This window comes from Pedobacter sp. MC2016-24 (assembly GCF_015223055.1).
Lineage (GTDB): Bacteria > Bacteroidota > Bacteroidia > Sphingobacteriales > Sphingobacteriaceae > Pedobacter.
This window is the reverse complement of sequence record NZ_JADFBX010000011.1, coordinates 121,966-148,957: the sequence shown is the minus strand read 5'-3', so window position 1 is coordinate 148,957 and position 26,992 is coordinate 121,966. Positions and strand designations below refer to the sequence as shown.

20 protein-coding genes are annotated in these 26,992 nt (G+C 42.3%); 14 read left to right on the top strand and 6 right to left on the bottom strand.

Features of this window, described 5'->3' with window-relative positions:
* The first annotated feature begins 6 nt into the window (after positions 1-6).
* On the top strand, positions 7-753 hold the full coding sequence (locus IM797_RS21175) for a phosphatase PAP2 family protein (protein WP_370583107.1): 747 nt from the start codon (positions 7-9) through the stop codon (positions 751-753).
* Here IM797_RS21175 and IM797_RS21170 read toward each other — a convergent pair.
* The 6 genes from IM797_RS21170 to IM797_RS21145 all read right to left on the bottom strand — a co-directional run bounded on the left by IM797_RS21170 (position 750) and on the right by IM797_RS21145 (position 8,880).
* The gene (locus tag IM797_RS21170) at positions 750-3,887 is read right to left on the bottom strand and encodes an efflux RND transporter permease subunit (protein ID WP_194129188.1); all 3,138 of its coding nucleotides are present in this window, start codon (positions 3,885-3,887) and stop codon (positions 750-752) included. The genes IM797_RS21175 and IM797_RS21170 overlap by 4 nt on opposite strands.
* Before the next feature lie 27 nt (positions 3,888-3,914).
* Positions 3,915-5,012 (bottom strand): efflux RND transporter periplasmic adaptor subunit, encoded by a 1,098-nt coding sequence (locus tag IM797_RS21165; protein ID WP_194129187.1) that lies wholly within the window; start codon positions 5,010-5,012, stop codon positions 3,915-3,917.
* A 7-nt stretch (positions 5,013-5,019) separates the two neighbouring features.
* Positions 5,020-6,261, bottom strand: a complete 1,242-nt coding sequence (locus tag IM797_RS21160) for a TolC family protein (protein WP_228099014.1) — start codon at positions 6,259-6,261, stop codon at positions 5,020-5,022.
* Between the two features lie 119 nt (positions 6,262-6,380).
* Positions 6,381-7,739: a HAMP domain-containing sensor histidine kinase gene (locus IM797_RS21155; protein WP_194129185.1), complete on the bottom strand. Its 1,359-nt coding sequence runs from the start codon at positions 7,737-7,739 to the stop codon at positions 6,381-6,383.
* Between the two features lie 7 nt (positions 7,740-7,746).
* Positions 7,747-8,436, bottom strand: coding sequence for a response regulator transcription factor (locus IM797_RS21150; protein ID WP_194129184.1), 690 nt, complete (start codon positions 8,434-8,436; stop codon positions 7,747-7,749).
* A 213-nt stretch (positions 8,437-8,649) separates the two neighbouring features.
* Positions 8,650-8,880 (bottom strand): hypothetical protein, encoded by a 231-nt coding sequence (locus IM797_RS21145; RefSeq protein ID WP_194129183.1) that lies wholly within the window; start codon positions 8,878-8,880, stop codon positions 8,650-8,652.
* 167 nt (positions 8,881-9,047) lie between these two features.
* Here IM797_RS21145 and IM797_RS21140 point away from each other — a divergent pair, with 167 nt between their 5' ends.
* From IM797_RS21140 to IM797_RS21080, 13 genes are all read left to right on the top strand, one after another.
* Positions 9,048-9,398 (top strand): hypothetical protein, encoded by a 351-nt coding sequence (locus tag IM797_RS21140; RefSeq protein ID WP_194129182.1) that lies wholly within the window; start codon positions 9,048-9,050, stop codon positions 9,396-9,398.
* A gap of 126 nt (positions 9,399-9,524) precedes the next feature.
* The gene (locus tag IM797_RS21135; RefSeq protein ID WP_194129181.1) at positions 9,525-11,762 is read left to right on the top strand and encodes a TonB-dependent receptor; all 2,238 of its coding nucleotides are present in this window, start codon (positions 9,525-9,527) and stop codon (positions 11,760-11,762) included.
* A gap of 28 nt (positions 11,763-11,790) precedes the next feature.
* The gene (locus tag IM797_RS21130; RefSeq protein ID WP_194129180.1) at positions 11,791-12,705 is read left to right on the top strand and encodes a DUF4625 domain-containing protein; all 915 of its coding nucleotides are present in this window, start codon (positions 11,791-11,793) and stop codon (positions 12,703-12,705) included.
* Position 12,706: 1 nt separating this feature from the next.
* Positions 12,707-13,183 (top strand): DUF4625 domain-containing protein, encoded by a 477-nt coding sequence (locus IM797_RS21125; RefSeq protein ID WP_194129179.1) that lies wholly within the window; start codon positions 12,707-12,709, stop codon positions 13,181-13,183.
* 113 nt (positions 13,184-13,296) lie between these two features.
* Entirely contained in the window at positions 13,297-14,673 is a 1,377-nt protein-coding gene (locus IM797_RS21120) for a hypothetical protein (protein ID WP_194129178.1), read from the top strand.
* 64 nt (positions 14,674-14,737) lie between these two features.
* On the top strand, positions 14,738-16,066 hold the full coding sequence (locus IM797_RS21115; RefSeq protein WP_194129177.1) for a putative sensor domain DACNV-containing protein: 1,329 nt from the start codon (positions 14,738-14,740) through the stop codon (positions 16,064-16,066).
* Positions 16,067-16,138: 72 nt separating this feature from the next.
* Complete coding sequence (locus tag IM797_RS21110) at positions 16,139-16,732, top strand: RNA polymerase sigma factor (protein ID WP_194129176.1); 594 nt, start codon at positions 16,139-16,141, stop codon at positions 16,730-16,732.
* 71 nt (positions 16,733-16,803) lie between these two features.
* Complete coding sequence (locus IM797_RS21105) at positions 16,804-17,964, top strand: FecR family protein (protein ID WP_194129175.1); 1,161 nt, start codon at positions 16,804-16,806, stop codon at positions 17,962-17,964.
* A 325-nt stretch (positions 17,965-18,289) separates the two neighbouring features.
* Positions 18,290-21,727, top strand: a complete 3,438-nt coding sequence (locus IM797_RS21100; RefSeq protein WP_194129174.1) for a TonB-dependent receptor — start codon at positions 18,290-18,292, stop codon at positions 21,725-21,727.
* Between the two features lie 26 nt (positions 21,728-21,753).
* A complete protein-coding gene (locus IM797_RS21095) occupies positions 21,754-23,196 on the top strand; it encodes a RagB/SusD family nutrient uptake outer membrane protein (RefSeq protein WP_194129173.1) in 1,443 nt (480 codons plus the stop codon).
* Between the two features lie 7 nt (positions 23,197-23,203).
* A complete protein-coding gene (locus tag IM797_RS21090; protein WP_194129172.1) occupies positions 23,204-24,346 on the top strand; it encodes a TlpA disulfide reductase family protein in 1,143 nt (380 codons plus the stop codon).
* Positions 24,347-24,834: 488 nt separating this feature from the next.
* Entirely contained in the window at positions 24,835-25,281 is a 447-nt protein-coding gene (locus IM797_RS21085; protein ID WP_194129171.1) for a KTSC domain-containing protein, read from the top strand.
* Positions 25,282-25,368: 87 nt separating this feature from the next.
* Positions 25,369-26,943 (top strand): glycoside hydrolase family 10 protein, encoded by a 1,575-nt coding sequence (locus IM797_RS21080; RefSeq protein WP_228099013.1) that lies wholly within the window; start codon positions 25,369-25,371, stop codon positions 26,941-26,943.
* Positions 26,944-26,992: the final 49 nt, after the last annotated feature.

The window sequence follows — 26,992 nt, the reverse complement described above, 5'->3', positions numbered from 1 at the left end:
TATTTTATGATGAAGAGATTGAAGTGTGTCGTCCTGATTGGCCTGTGTTTACCTTTATTTACGCTTGCCCAAAGGCAGGATTCGTTAAGTACAAAAAAGAATACATTTAAAGTAGCGCCTTTTATCATCCCGGTTGTTTTTCTGGGCTATGGTGCCATGGGGGGCGGAAATAACTTTGTAAATGACCTGGACCTGACTACACGTGCGGAGTTGCAGGAGGATCATCCCTTGTTTTCTGCACATGCAGATAATTATATGCAGTACGCACCTGCAGCAGCAGTTTATGCGTTGAACCTGGCAGGTGTAAAAGGCAAACACAGTTTACTGGATGCAACGGGGATCTATGCCATCTCTTTCAGTTTGATGAAAGCTTCTACATTCGCAGTTAAATCGGCCACCAAACGGCTTCGTCCGGATGGAAGTACCTACAATTCTTTTCCCTCAGGCCATACTGCAACCTCATTTGCTGCAGCAGAATTTTTAAAGCAGGAATATAAAGACATATCCCCCTGGTACGGTTATGCCGGCTATACGGTGGCTACTGCAACAGGGATCATGCGTTTGTATAACAACAGACACTGGGTAAGCGATGTGGTTGCTGGTGCTGGTTTCGGTATCATTTCAACCAAAGTAGCCTACCTGGTATATCCGACGGTAAAAAGATGGATAGCCGGCAAAAGTTCCGCCGACTTTAGCCTGGTACCTACGTATCAGGATAAAGCCATTGGTTTTTCTTTTGCCAGTCGGTTTTAATTGCTGCTATTGAGGATTGCTTTTAGCTGTTTTGCCTTTTTATGGTAAGACCAGTAAAAAACAATCGGATAAACAAATAAGCAGAACAGGGTATTGGTAATCAATCCGCCGATGACCACAATAGCCAAAGGTTTCGAGGCTTCTGAGCCGATTCCGGTGGATAATGCAGCAGGCATTAACCCGATTGCAGCCATCATCGCAGTCATAATGACCGGGCGTAAGCGGGTGGCCACACCATCCCGGATGGCATCAGCGAAAGTCCAGCTTGGATGATGTTTCAGCTCTGCCATATTACTTTTAAACCTGGTAATGAGGATGACCCCGTTCTGAACGCAGATGCCAAATAGTGCAATAAACCCAATACCTGCCGAGATGTTAAAGTTGACTTTCGCAATCAGTAAAGCGAGAATGCCGCCTACCATGGCAAAAGGTACATTGTTTAACACCAGGAGTGAGTCTTTGATATTGCCAAAGAGCACAAAAAGAATGAAGAAAATCAGCAGTAAACTAATCGGAACTGCGGTTGATAACCTGGACGTTGCCCTTTGCTGGTTCTCAAAATCTCCTGCCCATTCCAATTTATATTCTTTAGGAAGCTTAATTTGTTCCTTTACTTTTTGCTGTGCTTCGGCAATGGTACTGCCCATGTCTCTGCCCCGTATGGAGAACTTAATGGCGCCATATCTTTGGTGTTTATCGCGGTAAATGATGCTTGGTCCGGTAATTTTCCGGATGGTTGAGATTTCACTCAACGGAACTTTAGCTCCCGAAAGGGTCGGGATGCGCAGGGCACCAATAGCAGCTTCATCGTTTCTGAAATCTTCAGGATAACGAATCCTGAGGTCGAATTTACGTTCTCCCTCATAAATCTGGGTAGCTGCTTTTCCACCAATCGCCATTTCAATGATCGCATTGGCATCTTCTGTAGTTACGCCGTAAAGGGCCATTTTACTCTGGTTGAGGTTAATTTGTAATTCTGGTTGCCCCAGATTGCGTAAAATACCCAAATCTTCAATGCCGGGGACAGTTTTTAAAATCGCCTCTATTTTTTCTTCTTCCTGTTCGATAAAGCTGAAGTCGTTACCAAACATTTTAACCACAATGGAACCTTTTACCCCCGATACCGCTTCCTCCACGTTATCAGAAATGGGCTGCGAGAAATTCAGACTGATGCCAGGGTAGCCCTTCAGTTTTTGCTGCATCCGTTCTATCAGCTGTTCTTTGGTTTCTTTGCGTTTCCACGTTGATTTTGGATAAATGTCTACCAGGAACTCCATATTGTAAAAACCGGTAGCATCAGTGCCATCATTTGGTCTGCCGGTTTGTGACATCACCTGTTTGACCTCTTCAAAACTTAGGAAGATTTTGCGCATTTCATTGCTCAACTTTTTTGTTTCATTTAAAGAAACACTTAGGGGAGCACTGGCGCGAACATAAATCGAACCTTCGTCCAGCGAAGGCAGGAACTCCGTACCTAAAAATTTGAAACTGAAGAAACCCAGCACTAAAACGACCAGTGCGCCTATAAATACAAATTTTCTTGCTTTAAAGGCTGCATTGAAGGTCCCCATCACACCTTTGGTAAGGTATACCAGAAAGATGTTGTGCTTTTCCTTTACGTTTTTATTGAGCAGCACACTGGCCATTGCAGGTACCAGGGTAAAAGTCAGTAAAAGTGCGCCAAGTAAGGCGAAACTCAAAGTCCAGGCCAATGGCGAGAACATTTTGCCCTCTACCTTTTCGAAGGTGAAAATGGGCATCAGGCCGGTGATGATGATGAGCTTGGCAAAGAAGATTCCTTTTCCGTTTTCCAGACAGGCTTTTTTAATGATACCCAGCTTACTCATCCGGTTAAATTTCTCAGCACCGTTTTTATGCGAACTGTAATCCAGCGCGACAAAAATCCCTTCAACCATAACCACGGCACCGTCAATGATAATCCCGAAATCTATTGCACCCATCGATAGTAGATTTGCCGACATGCCTTTTAACTTTAAACAGATAAAGGCAAATAATAAGGCAAGCGGAATAATTAAGGATACGATTAAGGTGGTCCGCCAATCGGCCATAAATAAGAAGACGATCAGGGTTACAAAAATGATCCCTTCCATCATGTTGTGCATCACCGTTTTTGTAGCAAAATTAACCAGATCCTCGCGGTCATAGAAAGGGCTGATTTTAACATCTCCGGGAAGGATATGCTCATTTACATCCTTGATTTTTTCTTTAAGGGCGCTGATGACTTCGCTTGGATTTTCTCCCTTACGCATCACCACAATCCCTTCAACTACATCCTGATCCCGGTCCCTGCCCACCTGGCCTAAGCGTGGTAAGGCTGATTCTGTAACTTCTGCTATGGTTTTAACATAAACCGGTGTGCCGTTAAAGTTGTCTACCACGATGTTTTTAATCTCGCCAATGTTATTTAAAACACCGATACCACGCACCACGTAGGCTTGTCCGCTTTGTTCAATCACATCACCGCCCACATTGACATTACTTTTGGAAACGGCCTCAAAGAGTTCGGTTGCTGTTACGCCATATTGAAGTGCTTTTTGAGGATCGACGGTAATTTGATAGGTTTTAACTTCGCCACCAAAGCTAACTACATCGGCAATGCCGGGAACCGAAAGCAGCTCCCGCTGAACCACCCAGTCCTGCAGGGTTTTCAATTCCCTGACTGATTTTTGATCACTTTTTAAGGTATACCGGAAGATCTCTCCGGTAGGACCATAGGGCGGCTGTACCTCAGGTTTTGCACCTGAGGGTAAATCGGCCTCATCCAGGTGATTGTTGACCTGTACCCGGGCAAACTGATAATCGACATCATCTTCAAAAGTGATTTTTACGACAGACAGGCCAAATAGGGAAGAAGAGCGGATGCTCGTTCTTTTCTCGGTGGGGTTCATCGCAATTTCCAGCGGTCGGGTTACAAACTTTTCAACCTCCTCGGCGCTGCGGCCCGGCCATTGGGTAATGATGGTGATATTGGTATTGGTCACATCGGGAAAAGCTTCAATAGTGGTATGTTTGAAACTCAGATACCCCGCCAATACAAGAATAAAAGTGGCAAAGAAGATGAAGTATTTATTCTTCAGGGAGAAATTTATGATCGATTTAATGAATTTATTCATTATCGTTGGTCGTTAAAGGTGGAAAATTTAAGGTTTCAGACTGTCGTAAAGAAAAAGCTGTTTTGAAGCTATGACACGGTCGCCCGCCTGAAGTCCGTTACTTACATAGGCCTTGTCTTCAAATTTTCTGCTGATCTCAATTTCCTGAACCCTGATTTTCTTTGCCGGATCAAGTACCAGAACATAATATTTATTGTTATCGAATATCAGGCAGTTGGCATTGACAGAAGGTAAACTGATACCGCTTTTTGTGGCAATCTGTACTGTAGCCATCATGCCCGGTTTCAACAAGTATCCCGGATTTTTAATCACCACCCGTGCATTCATTACCTTGCTGTCATTGTCCAGCATATTGTAGATCTTGCTGATTTTTCCTTTAAAAGATTGATCTGGATAAGATAAGATCGAAAGGATGACATCATCGCCTTCTTTTACCCTGGATATATCACTCTCATAAATGTTGATCATGGCCCATACCTCAGAGAGGTCTGCTACGGTGAATAGGTTCTCGCTGTTGTCTGGTCTCACCTGCATGTTACTGGTTACATTTTTTTCGGTAATGAAACCTGCTAAGGGCGAAGTAAGTGTGTATACTCCGTTTTTACTGCCGCCATTTAGCTTTAAGATTGAACGGCTTCGTTTATCTTCTGCTTGCTTAACCAACAGGTCGTTTTTAGCTTGCTCCAGTTCTAAAGCTGAGGCCAGTCCGCTGTGGTAGAGGTCTTCTGTCAGTTTAGCTTGTCGTTTTGCATTATCGAGTTCCGCCGAGGAGCTGATGGCTTCTTTATCGAAACCAGCCATTTCTGCACTGGTCATCGTAGCCAGTAACTGGCCTTTATGTACTTTATCACCCAATTTTACAGGTGCATTTTGCACATGCCCGCTTACCATTGGATATATTTTAGCCATCTTTTCTTCGTTTGCTGTGATTTTGGCCGAGAAGTTCAGGTCTGTCTGGTTGTTTGCGCCTTTTACGGTATCAATGGCCAATCTTTTGATCAGGGAGTCGGTAATTTCAAACTTTTCATCTTTTGGTGTTTCCTTTACCTGTTCAGCGCAGGAAGATAAAAGAAGAATGGCAGAACAAGCCATTGCTATAGCGGTATTTTTTAATCTATTTTGCATGCGTGCGTTATTTAAAAATGGTCGATCCGGTTACGAAATTGATTTCTTCTTTGGCATTCATACGCTCATATTTAAGCGTATTCATTTGCAGGGTACTGGCTTTATAAGCATCGTAGAAATCAAGGAATTCAATGAGGCTGATGTTTCTGTTCTTGAAATTTTTAACCACCTCTGCAATCAATTTGTCAAAGTCTGCATGGAAGCCTTTGTCAAAACCCTGGTATAGATTTTCGATGCGTAAGGCTGAGGCGTAGCTGTTATACACTTCATTTTCCAACTGTGCATTTTGTTGCTGTACCTGGAGTTTTCCAGCATCAATGGCAATTCTTGCTTTTTTAATCTCACCCTGGTTGCGGTTAAATAGTGGGATGGGCATTTTGATTCCGATACCGGTATAATGATCCGGATAACTGCCTTTCAAGTCATAGCTCAGGCTGAGTTCTACATCAGGTACAGCATTTGCCTTTTGCAATTTCAAATTGTTCTCGGCATATGTCATTCCGGCTTTGGCCAACTGGAGATCTGAGCGATTATTGCGCGCCGAATCCAGCAGGTTGGTATATACCTGTTTGTTCAATTGATAGCTTTGTTCTTCTTCAGGTGATATCGTCAGCAAGAGATTGGCACCAGGATCTATATTGGTCATCAATTTAATCTGCGTTTGCGAATCTTCAATCTCGTTCATTAAACTGCTGTATTCGCCTTGCAGGTTATACAACAATGATTTGATCCGGATGATGTCTTTGACCGCTACATTACCGAGTTTTAACTGTTGCTCATTGGCACTTAGTAACAGCTTAAGCGAGTTGATTTGCTGCTCGTAAACTTTGGCCGACTGCTGGTCATAGTACGTTTTGTAAAAGCTGGCATGCAGACTGAAGCGCAGCGTCCGCATCAAATCGAAATACGCATACGCTGCTAGTTTTACACCTGAATTAGCCAGTTGAATGTTTTTGTTGCGTTTGCCGGCAAGTTTAATCATTTGCGACACAGAGGCCTGGTATTGACCTGTTGCCATGCTGGTGCCCAGAAATTTCCTGGTATCCGGGTTGTATAGCAGGTTCTCGTAATTAATTTCCGGATTGTCAAACAAACGGGCTGTAATCACTTCGGCCCGGGCCTGATCCGTTTGGTATTGCTGGGCAATCAATTGGTAATTGTTTTGAACAAAGCGCTTTTCAGCCTCAGGTAAACTGAGGGTAACTGTAATGCCGGTTTGGGCACTTGCTACATGGGCAGCAAAAGTCAAGGCAAGTACAGTGCAAAAGCAATTTAATTTTAGAGATATGCAGACCATTTGTGTTCTTGTGTTTGGTCAAACCTAGCTCAGTTGAATTAAATGCGAATTAAAGGGCGATTAAAATGAGATTAAAGTTTAGGGAAAACTACCTTGAATGTGGTTCCAAGCCCTTTTTGTGACGCTACAGTGATATTGCCTTTAAACAGGGTGATGATTTTATGCGCCATGTAAAGCCCCATGCCATTGCCGGTCTGATGGTGTGAGGGAGCGGTACTATAGAAGGGTTTGAAGATTTCACTGCGTTCATTTTCGTCAATACCAATACCTTGATCCTGAATGGCGATGCTGATCTCTGAGGGCTTAATGTCAAGTGTACAGGATACCATTTGCTGATTTGAGAATTTGAAAGCATTAGATAAGATATTGTTCAGGGCTATTTGCAACAAAATGGGATTGGCCTGTATACAGAGTTCATGTTCATCGGCGGGTAAATTGCCGGTGTTGACAAACAGGTCACAGTATTCTTTTTCTTTCCATTCTTTTTGTAAAGCCCAGATCAATTCGTCGATGCGAACAGGGCCTAATGGCGCTGATGCAAATTCCAGATCAGCCTGCGCCAGACTCATCAGACCGGTGATGGTATGTTCCATTTTTTCAGCATCTTCTAAAACAGAGAGCAGTGCTTTTTTATAATCGGCCTTTTCCCGCTCCTGCGACAAGCTGATTTCGGCTGCAATGGTCATCCGCGTTACCGGGGTCCTCAATTCATGGGATGCATTGGCAATGAAGGTTTTCTGTAATACGAAAGCCTGTTCCAGGTGTTCCATTAAATTGTTGAAATTTTGTGCAAGCAGGCTGATTTCATCTTTGTTTGTGCCTTCCTGTACACGGAAGTGTAGGTTGCTCGACTTAATCTGCTTCACTTCAGCGATAAACAGGTCCAGAGGCTTTAGTATCCTTTTGGCAATCCAGCGTCCGGATAGGAGCAAGCCAATAAAGATGATGATAAAAATCAGGACCATAATCTTTTGTAGCTTTTCAAGCCGGTAATGGGTGCTTTTGTCTAAAGCCGATGCCAGGATCACAAAGTCTCCCTGGTTGTCTTTATAAAAAATGCCGACCACCTGGCGGTTGCCGTCCCTGAAATTTAATTTCTTGAGTTTTCTGACTTTATCTATGGTTTCGTTGGTCCAGTATTGCTGGTCATCGCCAATAAATGCAGCACTGTTTTTTGAATTGTAAATTCGGATAACTTCGCCATTTAGTTTTTCCAGGTACTGGTTTCTCACTTTATCAAGTGAATCTGCCGAGATTTCATCTGCCTCCAGGTATAATTTAGCAGTCACCATGGTCCTGTCCGTGAGCCGCGCAAAGAAATCGGCTTCCATAAATTTGGCGAACATGAAATAAACTGAACAGAGTACGAGGAGCAGGATAAAGGTACTGATCAGGGTAAAATATAGAGACAGGCGGTCTTTTATTTTCATACCGCCTCTATTTTAAGATATACCCCATTCCAATTTTGGTGTGGATGAGTTTTCGGTTAAACCCTTTCTCAATTTTTTTGCGTAGGAAATTTACGTACACATCAATTACGTTTGTACCGGTGTCAAAGCTAATGTCCCAGGCATTTTCTGCAATGTATTGCCTGGACAATAACCGGTTTGGATTCCGTAAAAATAATTCGAGTAACGTATGCTCTTTCGCGGTAAGTTCAATGATTTTCCCGTCGCGTTTCACTTCTTTGCTATAGGTGTCCATGCTGATGTCGTCAAAGCAGAGCAAGTGATTCGCTACTGGGGGACTACTGGCTGTGTCACTGATTTTTCTCCTGAGTAAAGCTTCTATTCTGGCAAGCAACTCGCGGAAATGGAAAGGCTTTACCAGGTAATCGTCTGCACCGGCATTTAAACCAATTACTTTATCGTCGATAGTGCCCAATGCGGTAAGCATTAATATGGGCACTTCCTGCTGCGATGAACGAATGGCTTTGCAGATTTCGATGCCGTTGAGTCCGGGCATCATGATGTCCAGAATAAGCAGATCGAATTCAGTTTCCCGGAACGTTTGTAAGGCCTGCGTGCCATTGGGAACAATGGTTACGGTATAGCCCTGTTCTTCAAGCCCGGTTTTAATGAGGCTGGCAATTTTAAGGTCGTCTTCTGCTAGTCCGATTTTAAGCATAGTACTACAAATATAACGGAAAAAATAGGCGTTCTCTTCAAAGACTGGAATCTTTTGCCGGAAGAGGCAAGATTCCTGAGGTCTTTTCTGAGAAGCCAATTTTTTCTCCAAACCGGGTGGCCGGGGACAAGGGCCTGGTTTGTTTTAAGGCAAGAACCGTGCTTGTATAGCATGCAGGAGCTTGACCTGGGCAAAGTAAAGATTGTATTTTAATTACCGGTAGGTCACTTCAAACCCACCATATGCGAGCATATCGGCAGTATGTGTTACGGTAAGGTTCAACTTCATTTTTTCAATGAGGGCTTTTGCAAGACTCACATTTCTATGCATGTCGTTGACTCCCCTGATTTCTATTCCTTTAGTCATCATTTTAAATTTACTGGGCTCAAACTTGTCAATGAATTTTTGCAGGTCTGAACTGATTTGAATTTCCGTATGATTCATAGTGTATTGTTTTTATACCTTAATAAGCGCAAAGCTGGTCTTTTGTTTTAAAGTCAGTGTTATGCCAATGGCATGTTTAGGTTATGAAAGGCAGGGCAATGTGTTTTTAAAAATTAATTTCTGTTTGTCTTGATCGTTTAAATAATTAGATGCAACTTTGATGCATTGTGAAAAGCGGTAGAAAATCTTCAGGTATACAGTTACAACGGGCAGGTTCGTTCCTGTTGGTTTGGCTATTCCTTTTTATTTCAGCAGCCCAGGGTTTGCATGCACATGCCGACAGACATGGCGATGAGCATGAACAATGTGGAGACAAAGAGCAATTGCAAGGTTTAGATAAATGTGCAGTTTGCGATTATTATCACCACATTCAAGGCAAACAGATCTTTTCACATCAGCCCGTAATTGTTGTTGTTGCACTGCCCCAAACAAGAACCATCAATACCCGCGTGTTGATTGGGAATTATAAATTCAGTCTGCAGGGCTATACCAATAAAGGCCCGCCATTTGCAGTTTAAGTAAACTGTTCCGCCTCCGGCGTAAATTCTTCTCGTCTTAATTCTTGCTGTGGTATTCTAGATGCTGTTTTTTTACTGCATTCGGCATGTCATACTAATTCTGCTATTCCTGTATTTCAAATTTCAATGAAGAAATTCTATTCCCTCTGCTTTTGCATTTTTTTTATCAGTCCCTTACTTTCTGCACAGACCGGATCACCGGTTACTGATACGCTGATGAACAGAAAGCCGATCTCCAAACAGCTTAAAGAGGTCGTCATCAAAGACAAACGCCTAAAGTTGCGGAAGGAAGAAGAAGCCTTAAATGTAGAAACTGTAAACAGTGATTTTATCAAACGCCATTTGGGTGGCAGTTTGATGCAGTCGCTGGAGCGTTTGCCTGGTATCAAAACCATAGGCATAGGGTCTGGTCAATCTAAACCACTGATCCGCGGGATGGGATTTAACCGGGTAGTGGTGGTGGATAAAGGTCTGAAGCATGAAGGGCAGCAGTGGGGAGCAGATCACGGGCTGGAGATTGACCAGTTTGCTGCTGCAGAAGTAGAGCTGGTTAAAGGTGCGGCTTCATTTCGTTACGGCTCGGATGCCATTGCCGGAGTCATTGACTTGAAACCGCCAGCTTTGCCAATGGTAAATAGTCTGGGCGGTTCGGTAGATCTGATTGGTAAAAGCAACAATAGCCTGTATGGTACTTCTGTAAACCTTTTTGGCCGTACCCGTAATTGGTTCTTTGATTCCCGCTTTACTTACCAGAATTATGGTGATTACAGGGTTCCTGCAGATACGGTATTTGTGTACGACTATGCGGTAAGGTTGCATGAAAGGCAATTGCGAAATACTGCGGGCCGGGAGACTGCCATACATTTTACTTCCGGTTATGTACGGGAAAATTTCAGCACAGTTTTTTACCTGAGTAATGTATATAGCAACAGCGGTTTTTTTGCAAATGCCCACGGTTTGGAACCAAGAAGGGTTGATGTAGACATGCATGACGCTTCAGACCGGGATGTTCAGATGCCCAGTCAGCAGGTTAACCATTTCAAATTGATCAACCGCAGTCAGTATAAACTACCGGGACAGCAACTGGAAATGGAATTGGGGTACCAGCATAATTTCAGACAGGAGTTTAGCCAATACGTAAATCACGGTTATATGCCCCCGGTATTTCCAGATCATCTGGGCATTTCACCAGAATTGGAACGCCAGTTTGACAAAAAGGTTTATAGCCTGAATTTCAGGGATGAAATTTCCATTGGAGCTCATCAGCTGAACCTCGGTATAAATGCCGAACACCAACACAATGCCATTGCCGGCTGGACTTTTCTGGTACCGGCCTTTAATCAAAGTACGGCAGGAATGTTTGTATATGATAAATACAGGCTCAATGAAAAAGTATGGTTACATGCCGCTTTAAGGTATGATTTTGGTCACATCCGCATGTTCAAATATACCGATTGGTTTAATTCTGAGCAGACAATAAACGGCCGGCTCATTTCAGAAAAACTGGTTAGGGCGGATGATTTTAGCAAATCATTTCATAGTGCGGTCTGGTCTTTAGGCTTGAATTACAATCTGGATCAGTTTCAGCTCAAAGCCAATATCGGCAAGAGCTTTAGGATTCCTATTGCCAAAGAGCTGGGAGCCAATGGTGTAAATTATCATTACTTCAGTTATGAACGTGGTAATCCAAAACTGGATCCGGAGCAATCTTACCAGGGCGATCTGAGCTTCGGCTGGACGACGGAGAGGTGGTCTGTGTTACTAAGTCCTTTTTATAATTATTTCCCAAATTACATTTACCTGAACCCGACATCAGAACATGATTATTACTACGGTGCAGGCAATCAGATTTTTCAATATGCACAAAGCAGGGTGGCCCGCTATGGTGCAGAAATGCAAATCAAGCTTAAACTACTGGAAGGCTGGAGTACCAGCTTCCTCGGAGAATATTTACAGGCCAGGCAATTGTCTGGTGATAAAAAAGGCTATACCCTGCCTTTTTCTCCACCAGCATCGGGTTTGTTTAACCTCACCTGGTCGCCGCCCGCTGGCCGGATTTTTAAAGATGCTTACCTGTCTGCAGACTACAGACTCACGGCAAGTCAAAACCAAATCGTGCCTCCTGAAAAGAAAACTCCCGCGTATCAACTGATCAATGTACAGGCCGGAACAAAGATCAAATGCTATAGCCAGCCATTGATGCTCAGTTTGCAGGTGCAGAACCTGATGAATACTGCTTACCTGAACCATACCAGTTTTTACCGTTTGATTGAATTACCCGAATCAGGTCGAAACGTCATCCTGTCGTTAAAAATTCCATTCATCCTGTCTAAAAATAATATATCCGTAAATGAACACCATTAAAAATTTAAACAAAAACAACTCCATTAAAATGAAAACAACAAAATTTATGGCAGCTCTGCTGCTGCTGATTACCATTTTTTCTGCCTGTAAAAAAGACCAGGTAATTGAAGCCAATTCGCCGAAGGCCGAAAATATAGAGATCGGATCGGCGAATAACAAACAGGCGCTCAAAGGGCGTGACTTCCACTTCAATGCAGATGTTCTAGCTGGCGATAAAATTAAAGCCGTGCAGCTTAAAATCGTACAAAAAAGTTCAGAACAGTATACTGCAAACTGGAAGTTAGAGCTGGCATGGGATGAATATATCGGGGCGAAAAATACGAATGTGCATAAGCATTTTACCATTCCTGCTGAAGCTCCCGATGGAAAGTATGATTTCTATTTCATTGTGCTGGATGAAAATGGAACCAAACTGGAACTGAAGGAAGAACTGATTATTAGCGATCCGGCCAATATGCCGGTAGACCCTAAGATTGGCCGGGATATGATTTCCAGAAATGAGACCCTGATTTATTATATGGATACCTGGGTAGAGCAGGAACTGATCTTTAAAAAAGGGGATGAACTGACAGCTCATGCACAGATTAGCGAAATTAAAGGGGATGGAATTCTGTACACCGTACTGATCAGGAAAAGTGCAAATTACTATCCCGAGTCTATTGATAAGCTGGATTTCAGTAAGGCCATTGTGATTTCCAAAGTAGAACATAAGAACCTGCCGGCAGCATCAAAAATCACGACTTTGAAACAGGTGAATGGCGTGTATGGTGGCGAGAAAATTACCATAGGCGCAAGTCTGGATGGTAACGAGCCCGCAGCCAATCCGATAACTGGAGGAAAAGCATGGGAATCCGGAAAATACAACCTGGTTATTCTCTATAAAAATACCAGCTACAATATGAATGTGTTTAAGGTCATCCCGGTTACTATAAATTATCAATAAGATGAAGAAAATAGGTTTATTTTCCTTCGGGTTGTTGTTCGCATTGCTGCTGAGTAATTGCAGTAAAGAAAGTGCAGAGCCCATCGATACGGTTTATCCTGAGATTAATGTCGCTGGACAAAATGCATTTCCAAAACAATGTAGTGTCATCAAAAGAGGGGAGAAATTTGTATTTAAAGCGCTGGTTACTGACAATGTTCAACTGGGCTCATTGAATGTTGATATCCACCATAATTTTGACCACCATACACACAGCACGGAACTGGCAGCATGTGATCTTGCTCCGGTTAAGCAGGCCATAAAACCTTTTTTGCTGATTAAGAATGTCGCGATTCCTAATGGACTAAAGTCTTATGAGGTGAGTACTGAGATTGAGGTTCCTGCTGACGTAGATCCTGGTGATTACCATTTTATGATCAGACTGACTGATCAGGAAGGCTGGCAAACCATTAAAGGATTAAGTATTAAAATCAATTAAATGAATAGGGCGTTTAAATTGCAATGGTGCATTTTGAACGCTCTATTTTCCTGAAACAAGGGTTACCTAAAACTGTTTTCATGTATTAAGCTCCTATAAACGCGACAGCTGATATGAAAAAACAATTCAAGCCTTTATCGTCAATTTCTTTTGTCATTTGTTTACTACTGCTGTTATTGAATGATTTCTACTTCAAAGCTTATTTCCACAATTTTATAACAGGTAAATTATCTGATTTTTCTGGACTGTTTGTGTTTGCTGTTTTTTGGGCCACTTTATTCCCCGGTAAAAAGTTGTTCGTGTTTTTTTCAACAGCTTTATTCTTTATCTATTGGAAAAGTCCTTATTCCGAATCATTCATCAATTTTTTTAGCACGCATTTATTTGCCATTCAACGTGTTGTCGATGTCACTGATCTTATGGCTTTATTGGTGTTGCCTGTTGCCTGGTACATGATGGAACGGCCTTCAAAACAAATTTATCTGAACCCCTGGATTAGCGGGCTGGCTAGTCTTTTTTCATTTTGCGCAACCACAATGCCCAATACCATGCAAAGCTTTGAACAGCCTCAATATGTTTTGTTTAAAGGGGTAAGCAAGATTCCCGACAGCAACAGATACGATTATGATTTGAAGATCTATCCTTTGGATACACTTACTGTTATTGGTGTGACCAGTATCCATATTGGCCCTGAACCCGTAAAGGGAGATGATTTTCAAAAAACGAAGGTGTTAAAAGATTTGGATGTTCTGGTGCAGAATGAACTTGGAAATGACTCCAGCTACACAAAGGCGCAGGGCATCCGGCAATTGCAAATTGCTGGCGAGGGTTATGTAGATCAGCTGATGTTTAAAGACGGCAGACTTCATGGCCAGCTCATCAGAAAATCTAATGCCGGGGAAACCCTGATTGACGGACAATATAAAGATGGGATTGAAGATTCAGTGTGGACGATACGTGATCCCGGCAGTTCAACGGTGACGAAGAAAACCTTTAAAAATGGGGAGACGGTTCAGGTTGAACGTTATCAATCTGATCGATTAATTTCATCGCATAGTGTAAGCACAAGATCTGGGACAATCAATTTTAAATATTTTCAAATTATCCTGCTCTTGTTGATCGGTCTGGGCATGATTGTTCTGATTCGTAGAAATTATAAGAACATTTATCCGGAACAGGTGAAAATGCGCGTTTGGCAAAAGGTCTTGCTATGTTTTTCCTTACCCCTGTGGGTATTTTGCTTAAGTTTCCTCATCACTTTGCTGATTCCGGATCATTTCACTACGGCGTTTAAGTTTGCTGTCGACTTATTTTTCATCTACATATGCACGTTGCCAGTGTTTTTTCTGGTTGTGTTTGGATTTAAAATCAGGAAAAGTATAGATGTATTGTGGTACTGCATTTTATTTGCACTACTTTACGTGACGTTTTGGGAGATTGCCCAGGTTGCGCGATTGAAACAAGGGACTGAAATAAGTACGCGGGGTTAAAAAATCAAACCTTTGAAAAGTTAAATATTAATCGCTCATTTGTGCAGTGTTAAACCACGTTTGGATGATGAAATATTTTACACCTGCAGATCTCGCCACCTTTGTTTATACAGAATTGCAACGTTCGGAAATTACAGATTCCAAGCCAACTGAAAATATTCTAAAACAGCTGTTTAGTACACTTTATTACGCCAGTTTGCAAACTGAAGAATCTGAGCACATCAAGGTTACAGTTACGCTGTTTGATCATCAGAATTTTGAAAGAAAAGAGCTACTCAGTCATGATGCGCCTTGCTTTTTTGCTTTTGAATCTAAAATTCCCCTGACTGTAAAGAACCTGGTTAAATTGTCTAAAGCTGCGGATCCCTGGAGTGCCAGTCTTTCGGTGTATTACGATGAGCAGGAGGAGCTGTTTATTTATGGGATGATTGATCAGACGGTTCATTACCAGAGTTACCTGAATTATGAGGAGGATGATAAACCGCCCTATCCGGGAATCATTCAAACCATGATCAATGGTATCGGAATTTTAAATGTCATGCTGGATTACCATCCGATTGCGACCTTGAACCAGAATTTTCTGGTGAAGCTTTATCCTAACGTTTTTGAATACGGACCCGTATCAGATTTTATCCGTAAAAATACGGCGTATAGCAAAAGTTTTATTGAGCGTAAGGTCAGGCATGAGGTTACTGATCAGGATGCTGAGATTTACAATGAAATTGTTTTTGAATATGTGATTCAGTCCATTAGCAGGATCCTGTTGAAAATTAAAAGTTACAATCATGGTGGTGCAGTGCTGATTACTCAGGATTTTCACACTGATCTTACCATTAAATACCGATTACAATATGATCGGATGGAATCGGCAATATTACATATCCTAAGTACCATTACTGATGATAACTTACTGGAAGATGAGATCAATACCTTAAAGCGAAAAAAGGAAGATGTTCCCTGGGTTTTGCACGAAGAATTTATAGAGAACGAGCTCCGGATCAAAGATAGCTTTCATGAATTGATCGGTGCGGTTCATTTTGTTTCTGCTTTGAGTTGCGTAGATGGCTTGGTACTCATGTCGCCACATCTTGAAGTTAAAGGCTTTGGTGCAGTCATCAATGAGAAAGAATTGCCTGAGTTTGTAGCGGTAAACAGGTCGCCTAAGGTCTCGGCCAACCGTTTAAAGATCGATCCGAAACATTTCGGAACCCGACACCAATCGATGTTTGCTTACTGTTTGAAATATCCGGGAAGTCTAGGATTTGTAGTTTCCCAGGACGGTGAAATCCGCGCCATTAAAAATGTAGACGGAGAGGTGATGATGTGGGAAAACATTAAGGTATATCAGTTTGAGCGTAGTAACAAAATGCCCAAACAGGCGCCAAGAAAATAAACTGAGGACCACGATGCGGAAATAAATAATTAATATTGATTTGCTGTGGTTAAATTTAGGCAGAATTGATACATGAACTTGAATACGTCTTTGCATAATGAACAGGAACTGCTTCGGAAAATTTCGAAGGGTGATCATCATGCTTTTAGGATTATCTATGAAAAGTATCGCAAAAAGGTTTATTCAGTCGCCTTACAAATTTTGAAATCTAACGATCTGGCCGAAGAGGTGATGCAGGAGACCATGTTGAAGTTGTGGCAGGTTGCCGGCACATTAGCTGATGACACGGTGTTGGATGCTTATCTGCGCACAATAACCCGGAACCGAAGTTTCAATATACTCAGGCGCCAGGTACTGGAAGCCAAAGTGGCTGTAGAAATGGGCCGGGACTGGACCGAACTCCATGATGAAACTGCGGAAAAGATTTTGCTGGATGATACCAGGAAAGTATTGGAAGCTGCAATTGAGCAATTGCCGCCTCAACAAAAACTGGTTTATCAATTGTGCCAGCAACAAGGCTTAAAATATGAAGAAGCTGCGCTGCAATTAAACCTGTCGACCTTAACGGTACAATCTTATATGAAGCTTGCCCTACGTTTTGTACGAAAATACGTAAGTCAGCATACGGACATCGCAGCAGTGCTGATCATTTTTAAAATCTTGTAATTTATTTTATTTCCAATACCCCCGAAGTTTCAAATCACGGGTTAATATAAGTATAGGGCATATATTAAATTATGGATAACAGCAGAATTATATTCTTATATCAGCGTTTCAATGACCAGTCGGCCAGTCCGCAGGAGGTTGTCGAATTGCATACTTTATTGGCAGCGGAGAATTCAGAACTGACCATAAAAATGCTGATCGATGAAGCCTGGGACAGGATGGAGGAAGCACATCATGCTGATACCAGCCCTGAGCGGGTAAATGCAATTTTTGAGCGCATCGTAACGAGTCCGCAGTTTAAACCCCGTTTCTGGACAACCTGGAAAAGTATAGCTGCTGCAGCATTATTCTTTTTAACACTTGGAATTTGTTTTTATACCTACCAATATGGCATTAAAGACGATTGGGCTTCCAGTTTGCGCACCGATCATCCTGATATTTTGCCAGGTAAAAATAGGGCAATCCTGACGCTGGGAAATGGCAAGACCATCAATTTAAGTGACGCAAAAAAAGGCCTGGTCATCAATGCTGCACAATTGAACTATAGTGATGGCGCAGCTGTTTTAACCGATGGGCTTGATACAACAATAGAAAAAGCACTGTTGAGCGTGCATACGCCGGTAGGAGGCACGTACCAGGTCTTGTTGGCTGACGGCACGAAAGTCTGGTTAAATGCAGCTTCCGGCCTAAAATTTCCAACAAGTTTTACCGGTAATAAACGTAGCGTTGAATTAAGTGGCGAAGCATATTTTGAGGTAGCTAAGGATGCAAAACACCCATTTGAAGTAGTTTCTAATGAACAAACCCTCGAGGTGTTGGGAACCCATTTCAATTTGAACGCCTATGGCGATGAAGGCCGAACCAGCACGACTTTATTGGAAGGATCTGTAAGGCTGCAGAGCTTGAAAGGCCAGTCTCTGGTACTGAAACCGAATCAACAGGCTATCCTGGCAACAGGAACTTTATCCGCACATCAAGTAGATGGCCTGGAATCCATAGCCTGGAAAGACGGGAAATTTACTTTTGACCGGGAAGATATCCGGAGCATCATGCGTAAAGTAGCCCGTTGGTATAATGTTCAGGTGGTTTATGAAGGAAATCTGGATGGCATCAAACTAACCGGAAGTGTATCCAGATTTGAAAATATCGCTAAGCTGCTTCAGGTATTGGAAAATACGCAGGAAGTGCGTTTTAAAATCGATGGGCGTCGTATCATCGTGAAACCCTCATAAACCTACTGCTACTCACAATTAATTTTTAACCATCAACATAAAAACCAAAACCAACACACATGAAGAAAGATTTACGAAAGAAGTATTGACAAAAAAAGGGAACTCAGATCAGGGAACCTGCATGGCAGGTAAACATATAAAAAACCGTAAAGTGGTTCGAAGCACTTTACGGCTAAAAATTTGAGTTAACCCTTCTGGTAAAACCAGAAAAAAACAATTAGCTATCAACTTATCGTCTTAACCCAAACTGAACAAAAGTATGAATTTAAATGCTTTTAACCTAGGTAAGCCACGCCCGTGGCTTCCGCGAAAATTATTATTGATTATGAAGATGATCATCATGATAATGACCACCTGTTTGTTGCAGGTCAGCGCAGCTGGCTTTGCGCAACGGATCACCTTATCTGCTAAAAATACCGCCATGGCGCAGGTTCTGAAAAAAATCAAAATGCAAAGTGGCCTCGATGTGCTGTATGGCAGCGACTTGCTTGACCAGGTAAAACCGGTTAACGTGGATGTTGTCGATATGCCATTAACAGATGCCCTGGATAAAATTTTTGAAGGCCAGGATCTGACTTATGAACTGAATGAGAAAACAATTGTCATTACCAGGAAAAAGCCCTCGTTATTCGAACGTATTGTTAATGGTTTTAAAGCCATTGACATTAAGGGACATGTAACTGATGAATCGGGCCGTCCGCTTACTTCTGTAAATGTGCGGGTAAAAGGCACTAAAAAGAGCACTGTGACCGGAGAGTATGGTGAATTTATAATCAATGTACCCGATGAAAATGCGGTGCTGATCTTTTCATCGATTGGCTATGGCAGTCGGGAAGTTCCTGTAAAGAACAGCTTACTGGTGATATTGGTTGCAGAAACCAGTAAGCTGAATGAAATGGTGGTTGTAGGGTATGGCAGTACCCGAAGAAAGGATTTGACGGGATCTGTGGCATCAATCAGTATTGATGAGATTAAAAATGTTCCTTTTGCTACAGTCGACCAGGCTTTAAGTGGAAAAGCAGCTGGGGTACAGGTTGTGCAGGCGGATGGTTCTCCGGGTGGGGTTGCTAAAATCCGCATCCGCGGCGGTACTTCATTATTGGGCGGAAATGATCCCCTGTATATCATTGATGGTGTACAAATGCAGATACAGAACCGGTACATTCAAAGTGCTGCTGAAATTGTAAGTCCGGTAGAAGGTTTTGGACTTGACGGTGGCAGTGGTGGCAGTACCATTTCCGGATCTTTTGCTAGAGGTTTAAATAGTCTGGGCGGATTAAATATCAATGATATTGAAAGCATTGACATCCTGAAGGATGCATCGGCAACTGCCATATATGGCTCCAGGGCAGCAAATGGCGTGATTATCATCACCACCAAAAAAGGGAAATTTAATCAGAAAGCAACACTTGATGTGAATTATTATGTTGGGCAAAGTACCGCAGTAAAAGAAAAGCTTCTGGACAGGGACCAATACATCATGATTTTAAAGGAGGCTGCGAAAAACCTGAATGACGCGCGGGCAGCTTATACCCCGCCACGTGCACCAACTGCCCTTGCAAATAACATCCTCAACAATCCCGATTATTTTGGAACAGCAAATACCGATTGGCTTGACCTTGTTTTAAGGAAAAGCATCACCCAGAATGCTGACATTTCACTTCGCGGCGGTGGAGCTGGTTCACGCTATTATACCTCCGTTACCTATAACAAAAATAATGGGGTGGTAAAAGGTACAGACTATACCAGATTAGCGGGGAAATTAAGTCTGGATAATGAGATTAACCGGAAACTCAGATTTAATACCAACCTGGATTACGGCTACAGTAAAAATAACATCACCAATGGCATTTATACCCAGGCCTTATTTGCGCCGCCAACAATTGCAGCTTACAATTCGGATGGCAGTGTCAGGGCAATTACATCTACGGACAATGGCGATTTTGGCTATGAGGGATTTCAGAATCCCATGGGCTTGTTAACCGCAGTAAACCGTGCCAGCAGTTTTACATTGATTGGATCCCTTGCCGGTGAGTACGACATTTTGAAGACACTGAAATTTAGAAGTACAGTCTCTGTCAATTATAACAACTACCGTCAGACAAACTATCAGCCAAGTACAGCATTGATTGCCGCTTCTTTTGGTACGCAACAACTGAAAGGAATTGGTACGGAGTCTCAATCACAGGAATCGAACGTGTTTTATGAAAACACACTGACCTGGAATAAAGAATTCAATAAAGACCACCGGCTAAATGTTCTTGCGGGTACTTCATGGCAAATTAGCAGAAGCAGTTCTTTCTCTGCAAGCGGGCAGGGCTTTCCGGATGATACCTATCTGAATAACCTGTCTTCGGCGGCAACAACGCTTCCCAATACAGGTCTTTCTGCTCAAAACTCACTGCTCAGTTTCTACGCCAGGGCCAATTATGCCATGTTTGATAAGTATATCTTCACGTTTACCGGACGTTCAGATGCTTCATCTAAATTCCCTGAAAAAAATAGGGTGGGATATTTTCCTTCTGGTGGGGTAGCCTGGCGCATTTCGCAGGAAAATTTTCTAAAAGAAATCAAATGGATTGATGAAATCAAAATCAGGGCCAGTGCCGGACGTACAGGAACACAAAATATTGGTGATAATTTATTCTATACGCTGTATTCACCGGTTTCTTATGCCGGACTTAACGGACTTTCTCCCAGTCAGCTGGGCAATGACCAGATTAAATGGGAATCTACTTTACAAAAGGATCTCGGCCTGGAATTTCAGTTCTTTAAATCACGTATTCGTGGAGAATTTGGCTATTATGAAAAATCGACTTCTGGCATATTGTTTCCTGCAACGGTGGCAAGCAGTTCCGGATTTAAAGGTGTTACCGCTAACCTCGCTGATATCAATAACCGGGGATTGGAATTACAGATCGGCGGCGATTTTATCAGGAGTAAGAACTGGCAGTGGTCAGGAACTTTAAATATTTCAGGTAATCGCTCTAAAGTGATGGCCTTGTCTAATGATTTTGCTGACCCTACGAATCCTAAGACTTACAATTACGGAAGTACGGTGCTTAAAGTTGGTGAACCCGTAGGCCTGTTTTATGGGTACACCAATGACGGACTGATCAGAACACAGCAAGAGCTGGATAGCTATAAGGCAAGTTTCCCTAACTGGGCCTCCTATTTCACCTATCTAGGAATTGGCGACACAAAGTATGTCATCGATCCGCAAACCAAATTTATGAAAAGTAGCGTTATCGGACATGCTGAACCTAAGTATTATGGTGGCTATACCAATAGTCTGAGCTTTAAGAATTTTACACTGACTGCGTTGGCAACATTTTCTTATGGTGGTCAGATCTCTTACCTGGCCGACATTCAGAATGCCGATGTTTCGCAGCGGACAAACAAGGGAGTTAGAATTTTAAATAGATGGACACCTGAAAACCAATCCTCGGACAGACCGAGGTTGATACTGGGGCAGGGATATTCCTATGGCACCGCTTCGAGTCAGAATATTTATGATGCTTCCTTCATCAGGTTAAAATCAATGACTTTAAACTATCAGCTTTCCAAAACACTATTGAGCAGATTCAAATTGAACCAGGCCTCTGTATATGTCTCGGCAACCAATTTGTTTACCATTACAAACTATCCCGGAGCAGATCCTGAAACCAGCAATAACCCTTATAGTTTGATTGGCGGATACAATGATTCGGCTGGTTATCCTACAGTTAAACAACTGAGTTTTGGCCTGCGTTTGGGATTTTAATTTGTTAGACCGTAAAATATAAGGAGATGAAAACAAAAATATATCAATATATCGCATACAGTATCCTGATTTTGGCCTTTGGTGCGTGTAAAAAGGAACTTGGTGCCTTACCTAAAAACTCAAAAGTGGATGCCAATACGATCCTGGATCAAGGTACTGCGCAGATTGCCTTAAATGGTGCTTACTACACTTTTGCTAACGCAACGGCACTTAAAACCGGGTGGCAGCAACATCAGGTAGTACCAATGCGTTTGAGTGGATACCTGACTTTCGGTTCTGGCCCCGGATATGAAGATGAAAATAACAATGCCCGGATGCCCAATTATTACTGGGAAGAATCTTATAAAGTGTTGAATGCCGCCAATGGGGTGATTAAAGGAATCAGTGTGCTGGACGATGCGAAGTTTAGTGGCAACAGGAAAAAAGAGATCATTGCCGAAGCAAAATTTTTGCGGGCGTATGCGCACTTCAAATTGCTCAGTTATTTTGCCGAATGGTATAAACCTGAAAGCAGCCAGGGTGTATTGCTTAGAAATGAACTTTCTACGCTGTCAAATATTGTTAAGGCACGCAGTACTGTGAAGGAAAGTTATGATTTTATCATTGCAGACCTGAATGAGGTGATTGCCAATGCGCCCGCAACAAATCAAAGCTTTTATGTGACCAAGTGGGCAGGGATGGCGCTTAAAATGCGGGTGCTGATGTGCAGAGGCGGAAGTGGTGATTATGCCGAAATCATGAGCCTTGCGGATAACATTACACAAAATAGCACTTATGTCCTGGAAGCAAAAGCGGAGGATGTTTTCCATAAAAATGGATTGGCAAGTAAAGAGGTCATTCTTGGCATTACCCCCCAGGCAAATCAGGAAAAAGATTATTATAGCAAAAGTGCGCAATATTGGCCTGGAGCTTCCAGTTTGTATGTGGCAACAACAAATCTAAGGACGCTATTGAATAATGATCCACGGCAGGCATGGATGATTGGCACGGCTAATCCCGGTGTAAATGCACCCAATACATTCTTTTTTACGAAACACATGATTCAAAATACTACACCAACCAAGATTTCTGAAAGTGATTATGTGTTGAGGTTAACGGAAGTCTATTTGTTAAAAGCTGAGGCGATTATCCGATCGGGTGGTAGTCTGACTGATGCCAAAAACCTGGTCCATGTGATCCAAAGTAAAGCAGGCATCACGGCGACGGTAAATAATATGCCTTATCTTGCTATAGAAAATGCATCGACTCCGGACCTATTGCTTTTTGAGTTGTACAAAGAAACGGTAAAAAGTCTCCTTGCAGAAGATGGCATGGAATGGCTTTCGCTTCTTCGTTTGCCAATTACCAGGGTGCAGCAGATTAAGCCAACCATCCTCAGTCAGGTACAATATATACTTCCTGTTCCTTCCTCTGAATTTATATACAATCCAATATTTGGGGATCAGAATACAGGCTATAACAAAAACTAAAAGAAACATGAAACAGACGATAAAAATAAATGCCTTATTGGGGCTTATGGGATTGTTTTGCAATTATGCATCCGCCCAAAACACTGCTGCCTTTAGCATTCAGGGCAAGCTTTACAACGCTACTTCGGGAAAAGTAATGCTGATGAAAGCCAGTGCCGATGGCATAGGCTTCAAAGCCATAGACAGCGCAATCTTAAAAAATGGATCCTTCGAATTGAAAGGAAAAATTGCTGCTCCGGAAATGATGACCTTAAAAGTAAATGGAGGAGATTGGAGTATGCCGGTATTTGTAGAGCAGGGCATACTTAAAGTTACAGCTGATTTAAGCAACCAAAAGCTGAATAAAATTACCGGTTCAGCCAGTCAGGATCAGTACAATACTTATCTTAAGGACCAGCAGCAATTGAAAATGGATCAGGAACTTGCTGTTTTAAGGCAAAAGATCCGGGCCGAGAAAGATCCTGCAAAAATCCAGGAGCTGAAACAGCAAAGCGGTACCCTCGCTTTGGCTAAGAAATCAAGGGAAAAAACATGGTTGAAAACATATGTAGCGGCAAATCCAGCATCGGTAGCATCGGCATATGCTTTTTATAAGTATCATCAGTTTGATTATGAAATGTCTTTGGCTGAAACAGATGAAATCCTGAGTAAACTTACCGGGGAAGCAAAAGCATCTCTTTATTATAAGGTGGTAGAAAAGGAGGTGCTGGCTAAAAAGGCGCTGATGCCTGGTAAGCTGGCCCCTGATTTTAGTTTGTCAACAAAAGAAGGTAATAAAATTGCTTTGTCCTCTTTGAGAGGAAAATATGTATTGATTGATTTTTGGGCAAGCTGGTGTAAGCCTTGTCGCGCTGCCATTCCCCATTGGAAGGAAATCTATCCCAGATACAAAGACAAGGGTTTTGAGATTCTGGCTTTATCCGGTGATCGGAACCATGCCGATTGGATCAAAGCAATGGATGTAGAACAGATGCCCTGGCTTCAGGTGGTTGACGACTTCCCCCCTGGTCAGATGAATTCGGTTGTAGGGGGGATGTATCAGGTTAGTTTCATCCCATTTTATGTTTTACTAGATAAAGAAGGAAAAATCCTGGTTTTTTCCGGTGACAAAAAAGAAGTAGATGCAAAGTTAGCTGAGTTGCTGGACTAAAAACGATGCAGGTAAAACAAAAGGCCGCGTTTCTTTAAGGATCGCGGTTTTTTTGATGTTAAATTTGACCTCTGACGTATTGATTTTGATCCATACCTGGTGATTCTTCTGTCGAAGGTTCAGGCATGCAACTTCTAACAGCGTTGACAAGCCAGTCTGGAACGATATCAGACAATTCATTTAATGGAGTATAGACTGGGTAGTCCGCAATGGCGGGGAATTCTAGATAAATTGACATAGCATTTCTTTTTAATAACAATGACACCTGTGATATAAACATTTGTGACTGTCAAATAGTTTTAAAAAAAGGAGCTGGAACTAATCAGACTCCTGTCAGACAGATAGCGTGGCCCGGCGCCCGTTTTTTAATGTTAATTTATAAATAATTGAAACTTAACGTAATCTGAAGAAAAAATCCAGTATCTTTGCGCAAAATTTTGTGAAACCGTGTAAGGTTTCATGACCTCTAAAAAGAGAATTATACATTAATGAAGAAGATCACTGATTACAGAAAACTATTGGGTGTACAGAAGGATGCCGAATTGAAAGAGTTGAAAACCATATATAGGAATTTAATGAAAGACTGGCACCCTGATAAATTTCAGGATAGTGAGGAAGCAAAGCTGGAAGCAGAAGTGAAAAGTAAAGAGATTATCGAAGCCTATCATTTCCTGGTTAGCATTGCTCCGGAAACCTTAGCCCTTTCCATTGAAGAATATACACAAACTACAGCCACTTGTGGGATTGCAGACTACAATTGGGCAGGATTGGTACTTACTGTACATTTCCTTGATGGAAGTGCTTATGAGTATTTTGGTGTTCCAAAAGCAATCTATGTAAAACTGGTTAATGCGGATTCTCCAGGTCGATTTGCGCGTCGCCATATTTTCACTTCATTCCCTTATAGAAATATAGCTAAACTTCAAACAGCGTAACTGCGTTAGGGATTTTAGTTTTTTTATAGGTTAGCGTAAACAATAGTTCGTAGCTTTGTTTGTATCACACAACAAAACCACAAGATATTGAAATCATTAACCAAAAGTATTAAAAACAGGCTGCCAGCATTGTGCTGCAGTCTGTTTTTGTTTTATTCCTGCGGTACACGTAAGCCGGCTGTTACCAACAATCAAAATGCCATTCCCGGATCGATACCTGCCGCTGTTAGCCCCTATGTTGCTACAACTCCCGGTCAGCCCCAGGCAATGAAAGAGTTTCGTGCAGCCTGGATTGCATCAGTAGCCAATATCAATTGGCCTTCAAAACCCGGTCTCAGCACGGCTGATCAGCAAAAGGAAGCTATCGCCTTACTCGATTTTTTAAAAAATAACAATTTCAATGCCGTTGTTTTTCAGGTGCGGCCACAGGCAGACGCGCTTTATAAAAGTGATTTGGAACCCTGGTCTTATTTTCTGACCGGAACTCAGGGGAAAGCACCTGATCCTTATTATGATCCTTTACAATTCTGGATCGAAGCAGCGCACGACCGGGGACTGGAGCTGCATGTCTGGCTGAATCCATATCGCGCACATCACAGCTCAGGAAAAGTCATCTCTGATCAATCCATTGTTAAAAAGAGACCAGATCTAGTGGTCAAGCTGAAAGATGGCCAGTATTGGATGGATCCATCTAAGAAAGGTACTCAGGATCATGCCTCAGCAGTAGTTCGCGATATCGTCAAACGTTATGATATAGATGGGGTACATTTTGACGATTATTTTTATCCGTATGATTCTTACAATGGCGGAGCTGATTTCCCGGATACAGATAGCTGGACTGCTTACCAAAAATCCGGAGGTAAATTATCGAGAGGTGACTGGCGCAGAGAAAGTGTAAACACTTTTATTGAACGGGTTTATAAAGAGGTCAAGGCCGAAAAAAAATATGTGAAATTTGGTTTAAGTCCGTTTGGAATCTGGAGACCCGGTTTTCCGGCCTCTATTGAAGGGATGGATCAATATTCAACATTGTATGCAGATGCGAGGTTATGGTTAAACAAAGGCTGGATCGATTATTTTACGCCTCAACTGTATTGGAAAATCAATGATATCCGTCAAAGTTTCCCGGTTTTGCTGGGTTGGTGGGCTTCAGAGAATACCATGAACAGGCACCTTTGGCCGGGTATGAATGTTGGCCTGGGTGGTGATGATAAAAATGTAGATGAAATTGTAAATCAGATTATGGTCAGTCGTGGTATGTTGCCAAACAGTATGGGCGCTGTGCATTGGAGTATTGCCGGTTTAACAAAACACGATAAATTGATCAAAGGAATTTTAGAGGGGCCTTATAAACAGGCGGCATTGATTCCGCCAAGTCCATGGCTAGACAATCAGGCGCCAGCAGCACCCCAGGTTAATGCGGAATTGCAGGCAGATCAGGTTAAGATCAGCTGGGACCATACCGATGTGAAGGATGTTTTCAGGTGGGTGATTTATTATCAGTATGGAGATAAATGGAAATATACCATTCTGAATAGAAATGATCGTTTCCTGATGAAGAATGTAAAAGAGGGGAGTTTGAAATTGAATAAGATATCGGTTTCTGCAGTAGATCGGGTAGGTAATGAAGGTTTGCGCAGAGACATTGCCATTAAACTTTAAAGGTCATCAGCGTTAATTATTGAGGTCTCCTGATCCTGTATTCAGGAGA